Source organism: Pseudoalteromonas sp. KAN5 (assembly GCF_022846535.1).
In the GTDB taxonomy this organism is placed as follows: domain Bacteria; phylum Pseudomonadota; class Gammaproteobacteria; order Enterobacterales; family Alteromonadaceae; genus Pseudoalteromonas; species Pseudoalteromonas haloplanktis.
Window position 1 is genome coordinate 744,832 of record NZ_AP025589.1, and the last position, 16,701, is coordinate 761,532.

Consider the following 16,701-nt stretch of genomic DNA (forward strand, 5'->3'; position numbering starts at 1 on the left):
GTTAAATCTCCTTAGTAACTGCCATGGCTATTATTTTCAATTTCTTTAACCGTCACTTTGCGCCACATTTTTACATAGCACCATGTGGTGTAGCATAAAATAAGAGGTACAAAAATAACAACCGCAATAAACATGACATTCAAGGTCATATGACTCGATACCGCGTCCCATATCGTTAAGCTAATATCAGGGTAGTTACTTGACGGCATGATGAACGGGAACAATGACATACCAGCGGTTAAAATGACGCCAGCAAGCATTAAGCTAGTACAAATGAGTGCTAAAGCGGCTTTATTCGCTTTTGACAATAGCCATGCAGCTGCTGCCATCACAAAAGCAATGACAGGGAATGCAATACTTAAAGGAGTCGTTTGGTAGTTATTTAACCATGCTCCTGTTGCTGTAGTGACTGTTTTATCAAGTGGATTAGCAAAGCCTTGTTTATCGCCCATAGAGACGATTTGATAACCATCAATATTAGCCACCCAAAACCCAGCAATAGCAAAGAGGACAATAAATACCAATAGCGCATAGCGGCCATATTGCGCCGAACGTCTTGCTACATCGCTATCAGTGCGTAGTTGTAACCACATACCGCCATGCGCAAGTAGCATTGATATACTGATCAAGCCGGCTAATAAAGCAAAGGGATTTAATAGCGCAAAGAAAGAACCTTGGTAGCTCGTTCTCAGGTACTCATCAATGCTAAACGGAACGCCTAAAAACAGATTACCAAATGCAACACCGAATACGAGAGCGGGAATGGCACTGCCGGCAAATAAGCCCCAGTCCCAATTGTTACGCCAGCGCAATGAGTCAATTTTGCTGCGGTAGTCAAAGCCTAACGGTCTAAAAAATAGTGCAAATAACACTAACATCATGGCGAAGTAAAAGCCCGAAAATGCTGCTGCATACACCATCGGCCAGGCTGCAAATAAAGCACCGCCAGCGGTAATAAACCATACTTGGTTACCATCCCAGTGAGGGCCAACCGTGTTGATCACCACACGGCGCTCGCTGTCGGTTTTCCCCACCAGTTTGATAAGCATGGCAACGCCCATGTCCATGCCGTCGGTGATAGCAAAGCCAATCAGTAGTACACCGATGATCACCCACCAAAGTAACTTTAACGTTTCATAATCGAAAATCATGATTTTGCTCCTTGCTCGTCAGTTAGTTGGTTGCGATTTGTGTGCTCATCATGTTCAAAGTGATATTTACCAGTGTGCAATGAACTAGGGCCTAGTTTCACAAAGCGCAGCATCAGCCAGCCTTCAATAATGGCAAGGCCGGTATAAAAGACGATAAAGCCCGTTAAGCTTATCAATATATCATTGACAGTCAGTGATGATGTGGCCAAAAAGGTCGGCAGTATTTCTGAAATAGCCCAAGGCTGACGGCCATATTCTGCAACTATCCAACCAAACTCAATGGCTATCCATGGTAGAGGAATACTGAACACTGTGGCCCATAACAACCAGCGCTTTTGTTCAATAACACGGTGTGCATTGTAGTAAAAAGCGAGCACAAAGACGATTAACATGATCATCCCACAGCCTACCATAATTCTGAATGACCAAAACATCGGACCAACTTTAGGGAATGAATCTTTTACGGCTTTTTGGATCTGCTCCTCAGTGGCATCAACCACATTCGGCGTGTACCGTTTTAGTAATAACCCGTAGCCTAAATCAGCTTTTAGCTCATCAAACTTAGCAATGTTTTCTGCAGACTCATCACCTGAGCGCAGTTTTTCGAGGTACTTATACGCTATCATACCGTTGCGTATACGCACTTCGTGTTGTTTTTCTAAATCATTAATACCGGTAACTTGCTCATCTAACGAGCGAGTTGCAATAATGCCGAGCGCATAAGGAATTTTAACCGCTGCGTGGGTCACTTGTTCATCGGAGTCAGGAATACCTACTAACGTAAACGCAGCTGGGGCTTCTTCGGTATGCCACTCCGCTTCTATGGTTGCCAGTTTTACTTTTTGCACCTCGCCTACTTCATAACCCGATTCATCACCGAGTAAAATAACGCACAAGATTGACGCTAAACCAAAACCAGAGGCAACCGAGAATGAACGTTTAGCGAAGGCAAGATCGCGGCCCTTTAAGATATACCAACTACTGATCCCTAGTACAAACATGGATGCCGCAACATAACCTGCAGACACGGTGTGTATAAATTTAACTTGCGCAACGGGGTTAAATACCAGCTCAGCGAAATTGGTCATTTCCATGCGCATAGTTTGATAGTTAAACTCGGCGCCAACTGGGTTTTGCATCCAACCATTGGCAATTAATATCCACAGTGCCGACATATTAGTACCAATCGCCATTAAGAAAGTGCCCGCAAGATGTTGGCGTTTACTTAAGCGCTCCCAACCTAAAAAGAACATACCGACAAAGGTTGATTCTAAAAAGAACGCCATTAACCCTTCAATAGCCAGAGGGGCACCAAACACATCGCCCACATAATGAGAATAATAAGACCAATTAGTACCAAATTCGAATTCCATGGTCAGGCCGGTCGCGACACCAATGGCAAAGTTGATCCCAAATAGTTTACCCCAAAACTTGGTCATATCGCGGTAGATCTCTCGGCCGGTCATAACATAGACCGACTCCATGATCACCAAAATCCAAGTCATTCCTAGGGTCAGTGGTACAAATAAAAAGTGAAACAGGGCGGTGACAGCAAACTGTAATCGCGATAGATCCACAAAGGTTTCATCTATCATTTTTTATAGCTCCTTGTATGTGCGGGCAAGTCACAAAACAAATAAAGTAAGCAAACGTTAACTTTCGATCTTTCAGTAATTATTGAAAGTTCGAACAGTATTCACTTTTGGTTAATTATTGTCAATCACAAAATGGGTAAATCCACACCCCTTTATGAGTATTGTGACGTTGTTGAGTTAGCTTCATTAAGTGAAACACAGAGTTTAAGTATTTGCCAATTTATGTTTGAAAAACATACAAATAGTTTCATTTGTGTTGTTATGGGTACGTGCACGAATGTTTCTAAAATTTATTCAAGCTGTGTCATTTAATCGTATTAAAAAACACGCTAGACTAGGGCGTATGACCGTCTCTTTGACTTGTGAATAAAAAGTACCCATGAATAAACATAAACAACCACTGCGTATAGCAATTGTAGTTGGAGAATTTTCCGGCGATATATTAGGCGAAGGCCTAATTAAGGCGTTAAAAAAACGCTACCCAGATGCCATTTTCGAAGGTATCGCGGGGCCAAAAATGCAGGCGCAAGGTTGTCATAGCTTATTCGAGATGGAAGAGTTGGCCGTCATGGGACTCGTTGAAGTATTAGGGCGATTGCCGCGGTTATTAAAAATTCGCAAACAATTAGTACAGCACTTTATTGATAACCCACCAGATGTTTTTATTGGCATTGACGCGCCTGATTTTAACTTGCGGGTTGAAAAACCACTTAAAGCTGCGGGCATTAAAACGATTCAGTATGTCAGTCCTTCAGTATGGGCATGGCGCGAAAAGCGTATTCATAAGATTAGTGCCGCTACTAATATGGTGCTGGCGTTATTACCGTTCGAAAAAGCATTTTATGATAAACACAATGTGCCGTGTACGTTTGTAGGTCACACACTCGCAGATGATATTGCCCTTGAGCATGATGACAGTGCTGCGCGTGAGCAGCTCGGTTTACAACAAGATGATAAAGTACTGGCGTTATTACCAGGAAGCCGTGGCTCGGAAGTTGGTTTGTTGAGTGAAACTTACCTTAAAACGGCCGCAGGCTTACAGGCTAAAAATCCAGATTTAAAAATTGTTGTGCCGCTTGTTAACGCGCAACGAAAAGCACAATTTTCAACTATTTTGGCAGCCACTGCGCCGCAATTGAATGTTCAATTATTAGATGGTCAATCAAATCTTGCTATGCAAGCGGCTGATGTGATTTTAATCGCATCGGGCACCGCGACGCTTGAAGGCATGCTGTATAAAAAACCTATGGTGGTTGGTTATAAAATAAAAGCCTTGAGTTATTGGATTTTTAAAAGCTTATTCACCTTTAATATCAAATACTTTTCGTTGCCAAACTTATTAGCTGACGAAGAATTAGTGCCTGAGTTTATGCAGCATGATTGCAGTGTTGAAAACCTAACCAATGCTTTAGAACCGATGCTAAATAGTGATAATAAAGAATTAAAAGCACGCTTTTTAGCGATTCATCAACAAATACGCTTAAATGCCAGTGAGCAAGCGGCTACGGCTGTTGCGGAGATTATAAATGCAAATTGAACGCCCTAATGTTGAGCTTATCGCAGGTGTTGACGAAGTTGGCCGTGGCCCATTAGTCGGTGATGTTGTGACTGCTGCGGTGATACTTGATCCGGCAAACCCAATAGTAGGTCTTACCGATTCAAAAAAACTGACCGATAAAAAACGCCAAGCATTGGCGATTGAAATTAAAGAGAAAGCGCTGAGTTGGTCTATTGGTCGTTGTAGCCCCACTGAAATTGATGAGCTAAATATTCTCCACGCCACTATGCTGGCAATGACGCGTGCCGTTGAAGGGTTAAGTATCACACCTGAGTTTGTATACGTTGATGGTAACCGCCTACCTTCACTCGCAATGCCAGCACACGCTGTAGTTAAAGGCGATAGTTTAGTGGCCGAAATTTCAGCGGCCTCTATTATCGCGAAAGTGGCGCGTGATGATGAAATGATAGAATTAGATAAGCGCTATCCGCATTATGGTTTTGCAGGGCACAAAGGTTACCCCACCAAAGCGCATTTTGCCGCTCTTGAGCAATATGGCGCAATTGCTGAACATCGTAAAAGTTTTAAACCAGTACAACGTGTACTGGCAATGCAGGAGAAGTAATGGCAGCGCCAGATTTTGTCCACCTGCGGGTTCATTCTGATTTCTCAATGGTCGATGGTTTAGCAAAAACTAAACCGATAGTAGCGAAAGCGCAAGAGCTGCAATTGCCCGCATTGGCTATCACCGATCAAATGAATTTATGTGGCTTAGTACGGTTTTATGATACTGCTCATAATGCTGGTATTAAACCCATTGTTGGCGCTGATTTTTGGCTACACAGTCCGGAATTTCCGGAAGGGCCGTGCCGTTTAGTTATTTTAGCCAAAGACAACACCGGTTATAAAAATCTTACGCTATTAATTTCCAAAGCGTATCAGCGCGGGCATTTATTTCACCGCCCAGTGATTGACCGAGATTGGTTAATAGAGCACAAAGAAGGCCTTATTTTACTCTCTGGTGCAAAAGATGGCGATTTAGGTAAAGCCTTATTAAAAGGCAACCCTGCGATTGTTGAATCGGTGGTGAGTTTTTATAAACAACATTTTAGCGATAACTATTACATTGAGTTGATCCGCACAAAGCGCGCGCAAGAAGAAGATTATTTACACTTAGCGGTTGAACTTGCAACCGTTGAGCAGCTCCCCGTGGTGGCAACCAATGAGGTCGTATTTTTAAAACCAGAAAACTTTGAAGCACACGAAATCCGTGTAGCAATTTTTGATGGTTATACCCTCGATGATAAACGCAGACCAAAACGCTTCTCTGAAGAACAATACTTAAAAACCCCAGAGCAAATGACAGAGTTGTTTAGTGATATTCCAGAAGCGCTGCAAAACAGTGTTGAAATCGCTAAACGTTGTAATGTTACTGTACAGCTTGGGACTTACTTCTTACCCGATTACCCAACAGGCTCATTAAAAATTGAAGACTTTTTAGTTAAAGTATCTAAAGATGGCCTTGAAGAGCGTTTGCAGTTCTTATTCCCAGATGAAGCTGAGCGCGTCGAAAAACGTGTTGAGTATGATGAGCGTTTGCAAGTTGAACTTGATGTAATCAACCAAATGGGATTTCCAGGTTACTTCTTGATCGTAATGGAGTTCATCCAATGGAGTAAAGATAACAATATTCCAGTGGGACCAGGACGGGGATCTGGTGCGGGGTCATTGGTGGCTTACGCATTAAAAATCACGGACCTTGATCCACTAGAGTTTGACTTACTTTTCGAACGGTTTTTGAACCCTGAGCGTGTCTCAATGCCGGATTTCGACGTCGATTTCTGTATGGACCGGCGTGATGAAGTAATCGATCACGTATCGGCGTTATATGGACGGGACGCGGTATCACAGATCATCACCTTTGGTACTATGGCGGCTAAAGCGGTAATACGTGATGTTGGCCGAGTACTTGGTCACCCGTATGGATTTGTTGACCGTATTTCAAAATTAATTCCAGGCGATCCTGGTATGACACTTGCCAAAGCGTTTGATGTCGAGCCTCGTTTGCAAGAAGCGTATGACGGTGACTCAGAGGTTAAAGATCTGATTGATATGTGTCGCATCCTTGAAGGTTGTACACGTAATGCTGGTAAGCATGCGGGGGGGTTGTTATATCGCCCACCACAATCACTGATTTTGCTGCGCTGTACTGTGATGACGAAGGTAAGTTCCCGGTCACCCAGTTTGATAAAAATGACGTAGAAACCGCCGGTCTTGTTAAGTTTGACTTTTTAGGTCTGCGTACTTTGACCATTTTACAGTGGGCCGTTGATATGACCAACGAGCGCCTTGTGCGCGAAGGTAAAAAGCCTGTTGATATCAATGCAATCCCATTAGATGATCAAAAGAGTATAGAGTTATTACTACGCGCTGAAACCACAGCAGTATTCCAGTTAGAGTCACGAGGCATGAAGGATCTGATCCGACGTCTTAAACCGGACTGCTTTGAAGATATGATTGCACTTGTTGCCTTGTTCCGTCCAGGACCACTGCAATCGGGCATGGTAGATAACTTTATCGATCGAAAACTTGGCCGTGAAGAAATCTCTTACCCTGATGCTCAGTACCAGCATGAAAGTTTAAAACCTATTTTAGAGCCTACTTACGGCATTATCTTGTATCAAGAGCAAGTAATGCAGATTGCACAGGTATTAGCCGGTTATACGCTCGGTGGTGCTGATATGCTGCGTCGTGCTATGGGTAAGAAAAAGCCCGAAGAGATGGCCAAGCAGCGGTCAACGTTTGAGGATGGCGCACGAAATAACGGGATTGATGGCGAACTGGCAATTAAAATCTTCGACTTGGTAGAGAAGTTCGCAGGTTACGGTTTTAACAAATCTCACTCGGCAGCCTATGCGTTAGTGTCATATCAAACCTTGTGGATGAAAACTCATTATCCGGCTGAATTTATGGCGGCGGTAATGTCTGCGGATATGGATAACACCGAAAAAATCGTCACCCTAGTCGATGAATGTGAGAACATGAAACTCACATTATTACCGCCAGACGTTAACGCTGGTGCTTACAAGTTTACAGTTAACCTAAAAGGTGAAATTGTTTACGGCATTGGTGCTATCAAAGGGGTGGGTGAAGCGCCTGTTGATGCCATTTTAGAGGCGCGTCAAGCTGGTGGCCCGTTTAAAGACTTATTTGATTTTTGTGCGCGTGTTGATTTAAAGCGTATCAACAAGCGTGTAACCGAGAAACTGATTTATGCAGGTGCGCTTGATCAACTCGGGCCAGAGAAAACGCAACCCGCTCGTGCTACATTATTGGCAAGTTTAAAAGACGCCATGCGTGCAGCAGATCAACATCATAAAGCAGAGTCGTTAGGGCAAACCGATTTATTTGGTTTGCTTGCAACTGAGCCAGATGAGGTTGAACAAGCCTTTATTAAAGCCACCCCACTGACTGATAATCAATGGCTTGACGGCGAAAAAGAAACCTTAGGTTTATACCTAACTGGGCACCCGATAAATCAGTATCGTAAAGAGCTGAGATATTACACCAGTGGCAAATTAGTGGATTTACAGCCAACTAATCGCGATGTGCAGTCGACGGCTGCAGGCCTTGTGATTGCAGCAAGAGTGCTCGTAAACAAAAAAGGAAATCGTTGGGGACTTGTAACTTTAGATGACAAGAGTGCCCGTATTGATGTACGCTTATTCCCAGAACAGTTTGAAATGTACCAAGATATGCTGCAAATCAACAATATCTTGGTAATATCTGGACAGGTCAGCTTTGATAACTTCTCTGGTGGTATTACAATGACCGCCAAAGACATATGCACCATAGCGCAAGCGCGAGAAAAACGGATTAAAGCGATTAAAATGACGCTGAATATGGTGCAAATCGAAGCGAACTTCTTCGAAAATTTACAAAAAGTACTCGAACCTTATAAGTTTGGTACTTGTCCGATTAAGGTTTACTACCAGCGTCCAGATGCGCTGGCACAGTTAACTCTCGGGACAGAATGGTGTGTTACGCCTAGTGATGACTTAATTCATAAGTTATCGTTAATGGCGGCGCAAGATGTAGAACTAGAATTTAACTAATTAGGTAGTTTAGAGCATGAGCCTCAATTATCTTGATTTTGAGCTTCCAATCGCAGAGTTAGAAGCAAAAATTGAAGAGTTACAAAATATAAGCCGCGCTGGCGATTTAGATCTTGAATTAGAAGAGGAAGTCAGCCGATTAAAAGAGAAAAGTGCCAAAATGAAAGAGGAGATATTCTCTAAGTTAGGTGCTTGGCAGGTTTCTCAGTTAGCCCGTCATCCGTTGCGTCCTTATACTCGAGATTATATCGAGCGTATTTTTACGGAATTTGATGAGTTTGCTGGCGATCGTACTTTTGCTAATGATCCCGCTATTTTAGGTGGTATCGCACGTTTTGAAGGCCAACCTGTGATGGTTATTGGTCAACAAAAAGGCCGTGATACCGCTGAAAAAATCAAACGCAACTTTGGTATGCCAAAGCCAGAAGGTTACCGTAAAGCATTACGCTTAATGGAAATGGCTGAGCGCTTTAAAATGCCAATCATGACCTTTATTGACACGCCGGGTGCATACCCAGGTGTTGGTGCTGAAGAGCGCGGTCAGTCTGAAGCAATCGCACGTAACCTTAAAGTGATGGCAGCATTAAAAGTGCCAACAATTTGTACGGTTATTGGTGAAGGCGGTTCAGGTGGTGCATTAGCAATTGGTGTTGGCGATCGCGTTAACATGTTGCAATACAGTACTTACTCGGTAATTTCACCAGAAGGCTGTGCCTCAATTTTGTGGAAAAGCGCTGATAAAGCGCCACTTGCTGCAGAAGCGATGGGTGTAACCGCAGAACGAGTGAAAGAACTTGATTTGATCAACAGTCTAGTTGAAGAGCCATTAGGTGGCGCGCACCGTAACTACGACGGTATGGCACGTAATCTTAAAAATCAGCTTAAACGTGACTTAGCAGATCTACAAGCCTTATCACTTGATGAGATGCTTGAACAACGTTATAAACGTTTAATGTCATTTGGTTATTGTTAATATAGCTAATTGATGGAAAAAAGCCGCTTTTGCGGCTTTTTTGTTTTAAAATGTTTATCAGCTATCAGCTATCAGCTATCAGCTATCAGCTATCAGCTATTCGGCTTAAGCTAATCAACCATCTATTTAGCGGTTTTAATTCATGCAAACAACGTTGTTATATCAACAAGTAAAAAACGTCATCAAGCCTTATGTAGCAGCGCATAAATGCTCTTTTACAATAGCGCTTTCAGGTGGTGTTGATTCTGTGGTATTACTACACGTTATGAATGCGCTCAAAGCCGATATGCCTCAGTTGCAATTAAGTGCAGTATACGTGCATCATGGTTTAAGTCAGTACGCCGATGACTGGCAGTTATTTTGTAATAAGCGATGCGATGCGTTAGATATTACCTTTTATGCAGCGCAGGTAAAAATTGATCGTAAAACACGTACGAGTTTAGAGCAACAAGCACGTGATGCTCGTTATCAAGCCCTTGATCAACTCAGCCCATCAGGCAGTATTATTTTGCTGGGGCAGCACTTAAACGATCAACTAGAAACCTTTTTACTGCGCTTGAAGCGCGGCTCTGGTTTGCAAGGTTTAACCGCAATGCGGCAAACACGTACGCTTAGCTCTGGTAGAGAGTGTTTAAGGCCGCTGCTAAATGTTACTCGACAAGATATTGAGCAATTTGCCGCAGACTTTAATCTTGAGCATATTACTGACGACTCAAATAGTGATGAACGCTTTGATCGTAATTTTATTCGTCAGCAAGTTGTGCCACTACTGAGCGAACGCTTTAAAGGGTTTGAAAAAAGTGCCACGCGAAGTGTAAATTTATTGCAGCAGCAACAAGATGTGCTCGACGAATACACTCAGCAAGATTTACAACAATGCCAAAATAACCAGCAGGGTTTAAGCTGTTTAGCGCTTGCGAACTACAGCGCTGCGCGACAAGCAAATGTACTACGCAGTTGGCTTGGGCAATTCACTGCACTTATGCCATCACACCAGCAAACGTTGCAAATACTTAGCCAAGGATTAACGGCACAGGCTGATGCTCAATTACTCATTCAGTTAGCGCAAGGGCAAGTGCGCCGTCATCAACAGTTTTTTTATTTTGTGCGTGACACCGCTGTGCCGCTTAGCCAATTAGTAACCGATGCTGAGCTGTTGCTGTCTGATGGTCGTAGTTTAGTTCAATTAACGGGTGAAGGAATTAGAAAACCACTGCCTAATGAACAAGTCACTGTGCATTTTAACCGCCCACAAGCACGTATTAAACCACGTAAAAAACCGGGCCATAATACGCTTAAACATTGGTTCAAAGACGCTAAAATCGCGCCTTGGCTGCGTGCGAGTGTGCCGCTTATTTTTTATAATGAACAATTAGTCTATGTAGTTGGGCATTTTATAAGTGCTGAACACTATCAACAAGAAGGTATATTTTGGAACATAAAAACATGAGCAAGCCACAGCCCCACGTTGGTTTGTCGCTTGTTAATAAAGCACCATTAGGGCTTGTGAGCACCGCATTAATCGCCATTATCGCCACGTTGATGTTTGACTTAGAGCTATTAACATTAGCTTATGCCAGTGCGGGTGGATTACTTTGCGCGGTAATATTAATTGCTTATTGGTTAGGTAAAGGCGGGATATTTTTTATTGTTGGGGTAAGTATTCCACTGCTAATGGTTATCATAATGCCTTTAGCCACCATGGCAGCTTTGTTGTATTTGGTTAGTGGCTTCTTTTTTGGTTTTTGCTTAGCCTTGCTCGGTTATAAGCTGACAGCTAAATAAGTATCTAATGCCTAGCGGGGGAACTAGGCATTACACTATTAGTACGCTCTGGCGCAATTTCTACCAGCGGCTTTTGCTTTATATAAGCCTTTATCGGCGCGGGCAAAAATGTCATTTTCACAGTCTTGGCTGCTTGTCAGCGTGAAGCCAATACTGGTGGTAACCTGATACTGTTTCATTAAATTAGATTCAGCTACTAAGCGCATTACTCGCTGAGCTATTACTTTGTTAGTAGTAAACTCAGGATCATCAATTAACACCGCAAACTCATCACCACCAAAGCGAAACACAGAGTCAGTAGCGCGAATACTGCTACATAATACATTGGCAAATTCTTGTAATACATCATCGCCAATTTTATGACCATAGTTGTCATTAACTTGTTTAAAGTTATCTAAGTCTAACAACATTAAACTAAATGGGCGATGCTGACGGCGGCAGCGCTCTAATTTCTGCGCCAAAATATCATTAAACTGACTGCGGTTATTCAGCCCGGTTAAGGTGTCTTTAGTCGCGAGTTTAAGCACTCGGCTATACATTAAGGCATTACGCAACGGATAAACCAGTGCATTGTGTAGCCCCACTAACTTTTGTTCAATATTGCCTGACAGCGGGTACTGGCAAAAGTAGATGAGCTGGCCTAAATGTTCATTATTTATATCTAAATCAAATGAATAGGGTGGTTTACTGTTATCACTATCTGCTATTTGAGCCACACCTAGAGATGATTGAAACTGCAACCCTGAAAAATTAATTATTTGTTTAGCATGAGCAGCATAAATAGTAAGCAGCTCTTCTAAATTCAACGTTGTTTGCAATTTTTCAAGCAAACTATGGATAGCGCTAGGCTCATTATTACGGTAATGCTCTGCCGAGAACGGCAGAAACTCGCCACGTGCTGAGATCCGTTGCGTCAAAATATGGACATTTTCCACGTTTTTCTCCCCCTAGGAGTGTGTTGTTACACTTGTTAAGCGATTTTTATGCCACTATTTCAAACTGGCTGAAAAACAGATAGTTGCTATAGTTAATCCTGTCATAGCTAAAATTTTGGCGGTATTGCATCAATATAAGTAGGAGGTGTGTTTGCAAAGTGTATTGGCCCAAATATTCGGCCTATTATTGGCTGCAGTGGTGCTGGTATGGCTATTTAAACGAATAGGCCTACCGCCGATCCTTGCCTACCTTGCTACCGGTGTTTTAGCTGGGGGGCATGGTATTGGTTGGATGGCGCAAAGTTATGAAATGCATTTTGTTGCTGAGCTTGGCATTGTATTTTTACTGTTTAGCCTGGGACTGGAGTTTTCTGTTGGTCGATTAATGGCTATGCGCAACATTGTGTTTGGTTTAGGCACACTGCAAGTTGTGATCACTACTATTGTGTGTATGCTGATTTTATTGTTGATGGGTTTATCAGCTTTGAGCAGTTTTACTATTGCGACATTAATGGCGTTGTCATCTACTGCAGTGGTGGTTAAATTATTAAAAGAATCTGGCGAACTTAAACAACGCCGTGGTCAGCTCGCTATTGGTATGCTGTTGTTTCAAGATATTGCCGTTGTACCCTTACTCATTACATTACCACTATTGGCGCAAAGTAGTGATTCAGAAGGCATTGCATGGGCACTGACTGTAGCGTTAACCAAAGGCGCGTTTGTTTGCTTGTTATTATGGGCAATTGGTAAATGGGTACTGCCTAAAGTATTTAGTGAAGTCGCGCTAATGCGTACCGATGAATTATTTGTGTTAACCACCTTACTGGTTGCTTTATTTGCCGCAGGGCTGACTTATTTGTTTGGCTTATCAATGGCTCTTGGGGCTTTTCTAGCTGGCATGATGCTAGGAGAAAGTCAGTACCGCCATCAATTAGAAGCGGACATTCGGCCATTTCGCGACATTTTAATGGGCTTATTTTTTGTTACCGTAGGTATGCAGCTTGATATCTTATTTGTGCTGGGCGTATGGTATTGGATTGTGGCTGCTCTTGCACTAATGCTAGTGCTCAAAATTGGCGTTATTACTTTTTTAGCGCAGTTAATGGGTGAGCGAAAACAAGATGCTGTAGCAGCCGGGATTATGTTGTGGCAAATGGGGGAGTTTGGTTTTGTATTAATAGCGCTTGCCACAAAGCATCAATTATTAGCTGCAGAGCACGCTTCCTTTTTAATTGCCATTGCTGTTATGTCGATGGGCTTAACCCCTTATTTGATTGAACGTACACCTTGGTTATTAAAGCAGTTTGGCTTAGTTAAACACTCCCAGAACGAATGGCAGCAGCAACCCAATAGCAGCACTTTGTATCAAAACCACGTGGTGATCTGTGGTTTTTCGCGGGTTGGGCAAACCATTGCGCGGTTTTTAAAACCAGAAGCTATCGAATATGTTGCCGTTGAAAATAATCCAATTCTTGTGCATGAAGCTAAAGCAGCGGGTGAGCCTGTTATTTTTGGTCATGTAAAGCAAAAAGATATTTTAAAGTCTGCCGGTGTTGAACGAGCACGCTTAGTGATCATTACGTTCACCGATTTTGAACATGCGCAAATTGTGATCGATGCCATAAAACAAATCGCTCCACAGGTGAAAATATTAGTGCGAATGCGTGACGATAGTCACCTAGAAGCATTAAAAGAGCTTGGCGTGACCGAAGTGGTTCCCGAAACACTGGAGGCTAGTTTAATGCTGGTGTCGCACGTGTTATCTATGTCAGGGGTGCCGATGTCGCGTATTGTTAGGCGGGTCAGTAAAGAGCGGCGTAATCGCTATCAATTTTTACATGGTTTTTTTGCCGGAGATAAATTTGATAGTGAAGAAAGTAACGCCGAACGACTTGAGTATTTACATGTTATTGCACTGCCCGAGTATGCCTTTGCAGTAGCAAAAAGCATTAGCGAGCTAGGGCTTGAAAAGCGCCGCGTATCTGTTCGGGCATTACGCCGCCAAGACCGTGAAATTGATAGCCCATCAAGGAATATAGTGTTACTCGCCGGCGATATTTTAGTGCTGCAAGGTAAACCTCGTCGCGTAGAGCGAGTTGAGCGTTATTTACTTGATGGCAGTGAGTAGGCTTAAACTTGTGTTAATCAAGTTCTAAAAACTCGCGTATTTGTGGTAGTTTTTTAATGCCATCTTTGTAACCAATTTCGATCAAATGCTGGGTGTAGCGTTTTTCAAATAATAAATAACTGGTTAAACTCGATTGTGAACGTTTTTTAACCCCAATCATACGTAGCAGCACTTTAATTGCCAGCGGCATATCATCGTAATACTGCGCAGCAATGGCGTTAAAGTTTTCAGATGGATTGATCACAAAACTGTGTATTTGTTTTAGTTCTTGGTGTTTGTCGCGACCTGGTAATAAACCTAAGGTACGGTTGATCCGTTCAAGACGTTCAAGATCTGACTGTAAAGTGTCGGTAAATACACTATCGAGCAAGTGACCTGCAATAGCTGATAACCCAGGGAAATGTGGCAAGTAGCCTGGTGGATGTGCTTCTTTTGGTTGATCGACACCAATAATAAATATTTTTTCAGCGCCTAAATGCACACTTGGACTCAATGGTGATAATTGGTGAATTGAACCATCCCCAAAATAATGGTTATGGACATTCACACTCGGAAATACCATTGGAATAGCACTGGATGCCATTAAGTGTTCAACATTAATACGTGTTGCTTGGCCTTCGCGTTTCGCGCGTTGCCAAGGCGATTGTGTATTAGATTGAAAAAACGCCACAGAATCGCCCGTAGTATAACTGGACGCGGTGATTGACAAAGCATCTAAATAATTACGATGTAAATTTCGCTCAATACGTGATAAATCCAGTATATTATTCAGCAACACCCGTAAAGGTTGATTGTTTAATAAACTCGCGGGTGGATGATTAATATGTTCAGATTGAAAGCTGGTCAGTATATTACGAGTTAAATGACCAAACACACTGATAAAATCACTTTTATATACCATGGAGGTCGAAAAGTTTTTCCACACTGATTCCAATTTACGAACAGCTAAATGCGCACACGACGCATAACTTGCCAATGCAGCTGAATTGATCGCGCCCGCAGAGGTGCCATTAATAATAGTAAATGGTAAGGGAGCTGTACGTGGCATACTGTGAGCAAGGGCTTTAAGCACCCCAACTTGATAGGCCGCGCGTGCACCACCGCCGGTCAGAAGTAGTGCGACTTTTGGTTTATTTTGATTGACCTGCTTGATTTTCATAGTTGCAATTAAACCGTTGAGCGTCTTTACTTTATTTATTAACTGTAAGTCTTTAAGCTAGAAGAATCAAAGGATACCTTAGCTTGAGAATAAAAATTATCGCTAAGCAATGAATTATAGTAACTTAGATACCTCTAAGTGTTATGCATTTAAATTTTTTATGGAGTTTGTATGTCAGATCAATCACCACAGCCAGATACAGAAAAGCGTCCACCAAATAACAACTTATTGTTTGCGGTCGGTGTGTTAATTATCATCGCCTGTGTAGCAGGGTATATTTTACTCAGTCCAGAAGAAAAACCGCAACCGATTGTTGAGCAGACAATAGATGAACCAGTCATGCCCGAGTATCAAGCTCCAGAGCCGCAAGAGATTGCAGAACCTGAAACCTTGCCTGAGCCAGAAGTAGTGCAACGCCCAGAGCAAAGACAGGTTGAACCTGAGCCTGAAGTCGCACCATTACCAACTCTTAACGAGAGTGATACCGTGGTGGTTGCCAGTATTGATGACTACTTAAGTGATCAAGCAATGAGCTTGCTTATAACAGACGACGTTATTCGCCGTGGTGTAGTATTTATAGATAACTTAGCCAAAGGTAAAGTAGCGGCTAAGCATGCGCCAGTTGAGCGCCCAGAAGAAAGCTTTAGCGTGATAGAAGGTGATATTCTTACTGTCGATCCAAACAGCTATGAACGCTATACACCTTACGTAAAAATATTTACCAGCATGAGCGCAGCGCAAATTGTGCGTTTATACGATGAGTACAAGCCATTGATCAATGATGCGTATGCAGAAATTGGCTATCAAGGTGATGCGTTTAATCAAACACTTGAAGAGGCGATAGAGCTATTATTAGATACTCCAGAGCCAAAAGGCGATATGCCATTATTACGTGACTCTGTCACTTACCAATATGCTTACTCAGAATGGGAACGCCTGCCAGCTGCTCAAAAACAGCTACTGCGCATGGGGCCAGAAAATATGAAAAAAGTAAAAGCAGTACTGCGTAACGTAAAAGCAGAGTTAGAGAAACAATAAAATCGTTTAAAAAACAGTGCGATTGTATGTTTAACATGCAATCGCACTTTCTTTTTGCGTTTACCCTTGAATAACACCACAAAAGTAGAGATAATCCCTCCCGCGCCAACCAAGGCCCTCAATGGTAGTCTTATTGGTCCTCTCGCAACACTAGCAGGCGAACCTGGTCAGGCCCGGAAGGGAGCAGCCACAGTTTGTGACGTGTGTGCCGAGATGTGGCTGGTAAGACTGCCACCCAAATTCCTCATTTGGGTGTTGTTTGAAGTATAAGTTGACATATTTGTACTAAAAGATGGCATAAATTGGAAGTATAAGGTGGCATAG

At 42.7% G+C, this 16,701-nt stretch carries 11 protein-coding genes, 1 other RNA gene and 1 pseudogene; 9 read left to right on the forward strand and 4 right to left on the reverse strand.

The features are described 5' to 3' along the window. Positions 1-11: 11 nt before the first annotated feature. Positions 12-1,151: a cytochrome d ubiquinol oxidase subunit II gene (gene cydB, locus KAN5_RS03240; RefSeq protein ID WP_016707626.1), complete on the reverse strand. Its 1,140-nt coding sequence runs from the start codon at positions 1,149-1,151 to the stop codon at positions 12-14. Next, on the reverse strand, positions 1,148-2,746 hold the full coding sequence (locus KAN5_RS03245; protein ID WP_016707625.1) for a cytochrome ubiquinol oxidase subunit I: 1,599 nt from the start codon (positions 2,744-2,746) through the stop codon (positions 1,148-1,150). The genes cydB and KAN5_RS03245 overlap by 4 nt, the downstream gene beginning before the upstream one ends. Positions 2,747-3,125: 379 nt before the next feature. On the opposite strand from KAN5_RS03245, the gene lpxB reads away from it, so the two are divergent. The 6 genes and pseudogenes from lpxB (at position 3,126) to KAN5_RS03275 (ending at position 11,117) form a co-directional block, all read left to right on the forward strand. Next, a complete protein-coding gene (gene lpxB, locus KAN5_RS03250; RefSeq protein ID WP_244390455.1) occupies positions 3,126-4,283 on the forward strand; it encodes a lipid-A-disaccharide synthase in 1,158 nt (385 codons plus the stop codon). Continuing rightward, positions 4,273-4,869 carry a ribonuclease HII gene (gene rnhB / locus KAN5_RS03255; protein ID WP_016707623.1) on the forward strand — a complete coding sequence of 199 codons (597 nt, stop codon included), beginning with the start codon at positions 4,273-4,275 and terminating at the stop codon, positions 4,867-4,869. The genes lpxB and rnhB overlap by 11 nt, the downstream gene beginning before the upstream one ends. Then, positions 4,869-8,359, forward strand: a pseudogene (gene dnaE, locus KAN5_RS03260) (DNA polymerase III subunit alpha). Before rnhB ends, dnaE begins: the two are co-directional and overlap by 1 nt. Positions 8,360-8,375: 16 nt before the next feature. After that, positions 8,376-9,332, forward strand: coding sequence for an acetyl-CoA carboxylase carboxyl transferase subunit alpha (gene accA / locus KAN5_RS03265; RefSeq protein WP_016707621.1), 957 nt, complete (start codon positions 8,376-8,378; stop codon positions 9,330-9,332). A gap of 142 nt (positions 9,333-9,474) precedes the next feature. After that, entirely contained in the window at positions 9,475-10,782 is a 1,308-nt protein-coding gene (tilS, locus tag KAN5_RS03270; protein WP_138555708.1) for a tRNA lysidine(34) synthetase TilS, read from the forward strand. Then, positions 10,779-11,117: a hypothetical protein gene (locus KAN5_RS03275; protein WP_016707619.1), complete on the forward strand. Its 339-nt coding sequence runs from the start codon at positions 10,779-10,781 to the stop codon at positions 11,115-11,117. The genes tilS and KAN5_RS03275 overlap by 4 nt, the downstream gene beginning before the upstream one ends. A gap of 38 nt (positions 11,118-11,155) precedes the next feature. On the opposite strand, the gene KAN5_RS03280 is transcribed toward KAN5_RS03275, so the two are convergent. Further along, entirely contained in the window at positions 11,156-12,052 is an 897-nt protein-coding gene (locus KAN5_RS03280) for a GGDEF domain-containing protein (protein ID WP_138555710.1), read from the reverse strand. Between the two features lie 151 nt (positions 12,053-12,203). Between KAN5_RS03280 and KAN5_RS03285 the strand changes: the two genes are divergently transcribed. Beyond that, complete coding sequence (locus tag KAN5_RS03285; protein ID WP_016707615.1) at positions 12,204-14,180, forward strand: monovalent cation:proton antiporter-2 (CPA2) family protein; 1,977 nt, start codon at positions 12,204-12,206, stop codon at positions 14,178-14,180. Positions 14,181-14,193: 13 nt separating this feature from the next. Here the strand turns inward: KAN5_RS03285 and KAN5_RS03290 are convergent, their stop codons facing one another. Beyond that, the gene (locus tag KAN5_RS03290) at positions 14,194-15,339 is read right to left on the reverse strand and encodes a patatin-like phospholipase family protein (RefSeq protein ID WP_016707614.1); all 1,146 of its coding nucleotides are present in this window, start codon (positions 15,337-15,339) and stop codon (positions 14,194-14,196) included. A gap of 171 nt (positions 15,340-15,510) precedes the next feature. On the opposite strand from KAN5_RS03290, the gene KAN5_RS03295 reads away from it, so the two are divergent. Further along, on the forward strand, positions 15,511-16,377 hold the full coding sequence (locus tag KAN5_RS03295; RefSeq protein ID WP_016707613.1) for a DUF3014 domain-containing protein: 867 nt from the start codon (positions 15,511-15,513) through the stop codon (positions 16,375-16,377). A 131-nt stretch (positions 16,378-16,508) separates the two neighbouring features. Then, positions 16,509-16,605, forward strand: an RNA gene (ffs, locus tag KAN5_RS03300) — signal recognition particle sRNA small type. Positions 16,606-16,701: the final 96 nt, after the last annotated feature.

Excerpts from the sequence above, each read along its gene's own strand:
- cydB (WP_016707626.1), bottom strand. The coding sequence starts at position 1,151 with ATGATTTTCGATTATGAAACGTTAAAGTTACTTTGGTGGGTGATCATC.
- KAN5_RS03245 (WP_016707625.1), bottom strand. The coding sequence starts at position 2,746 with ATGATAGATGAAACCTTTGTGGATCTATCGCGATTACAGTTTGCTGTC.
- lpxB (WP_244390455.1), top strand. The coding sequence starts at position 3,126 with ATGAATAAACATAAACAACCACTGCGTATAGCAATTGTAGTTGGAGAA.
- rnhB (WP_016707623.1), top strand. The coding sequence starts at position 4,273 with ATGCAAATTGAACGCCCTAATGTTGAGCTTATCGCAGGTGTTGACGAA.
- accA (WP_016707621.1), top strand. The coding sequence starts at position 8,376 with ATGAGCCTCAATTATCTTGATTTTGAGCTTCCAATCGCAGAGTTAGAA.
- tilS (WP_138555708.1), top strand. The coding sequence starts at position 9,475 with ATGCAAACAACGTTGTTATATCAACAAGTAAAAAACGTCATCAAGCCT.
- KAN5_RS03275 (WP_016707619.1), top strand. The coding sequence starts at position 10,779 with ATGAGCAAGCCACAGCCCCACGTTGGTTTGTCGCTTGTTAATAAAGCA.
- KAN5_RS03290 (WP_016707614.1), bottom strand. The coding sequence starts at position 15,339 with ATGAAAATCAAGCAGGTCAATCAAAATAAACCAAAAGTCGCACTACTT.
- KAN5_RS03295 (WP_016707613.1), top strand. The coding sequence starts at position 15,511 with ATGTCAGATCAATCACCACAGCCAGATACAGAAAAGCGTCCACCAAAT.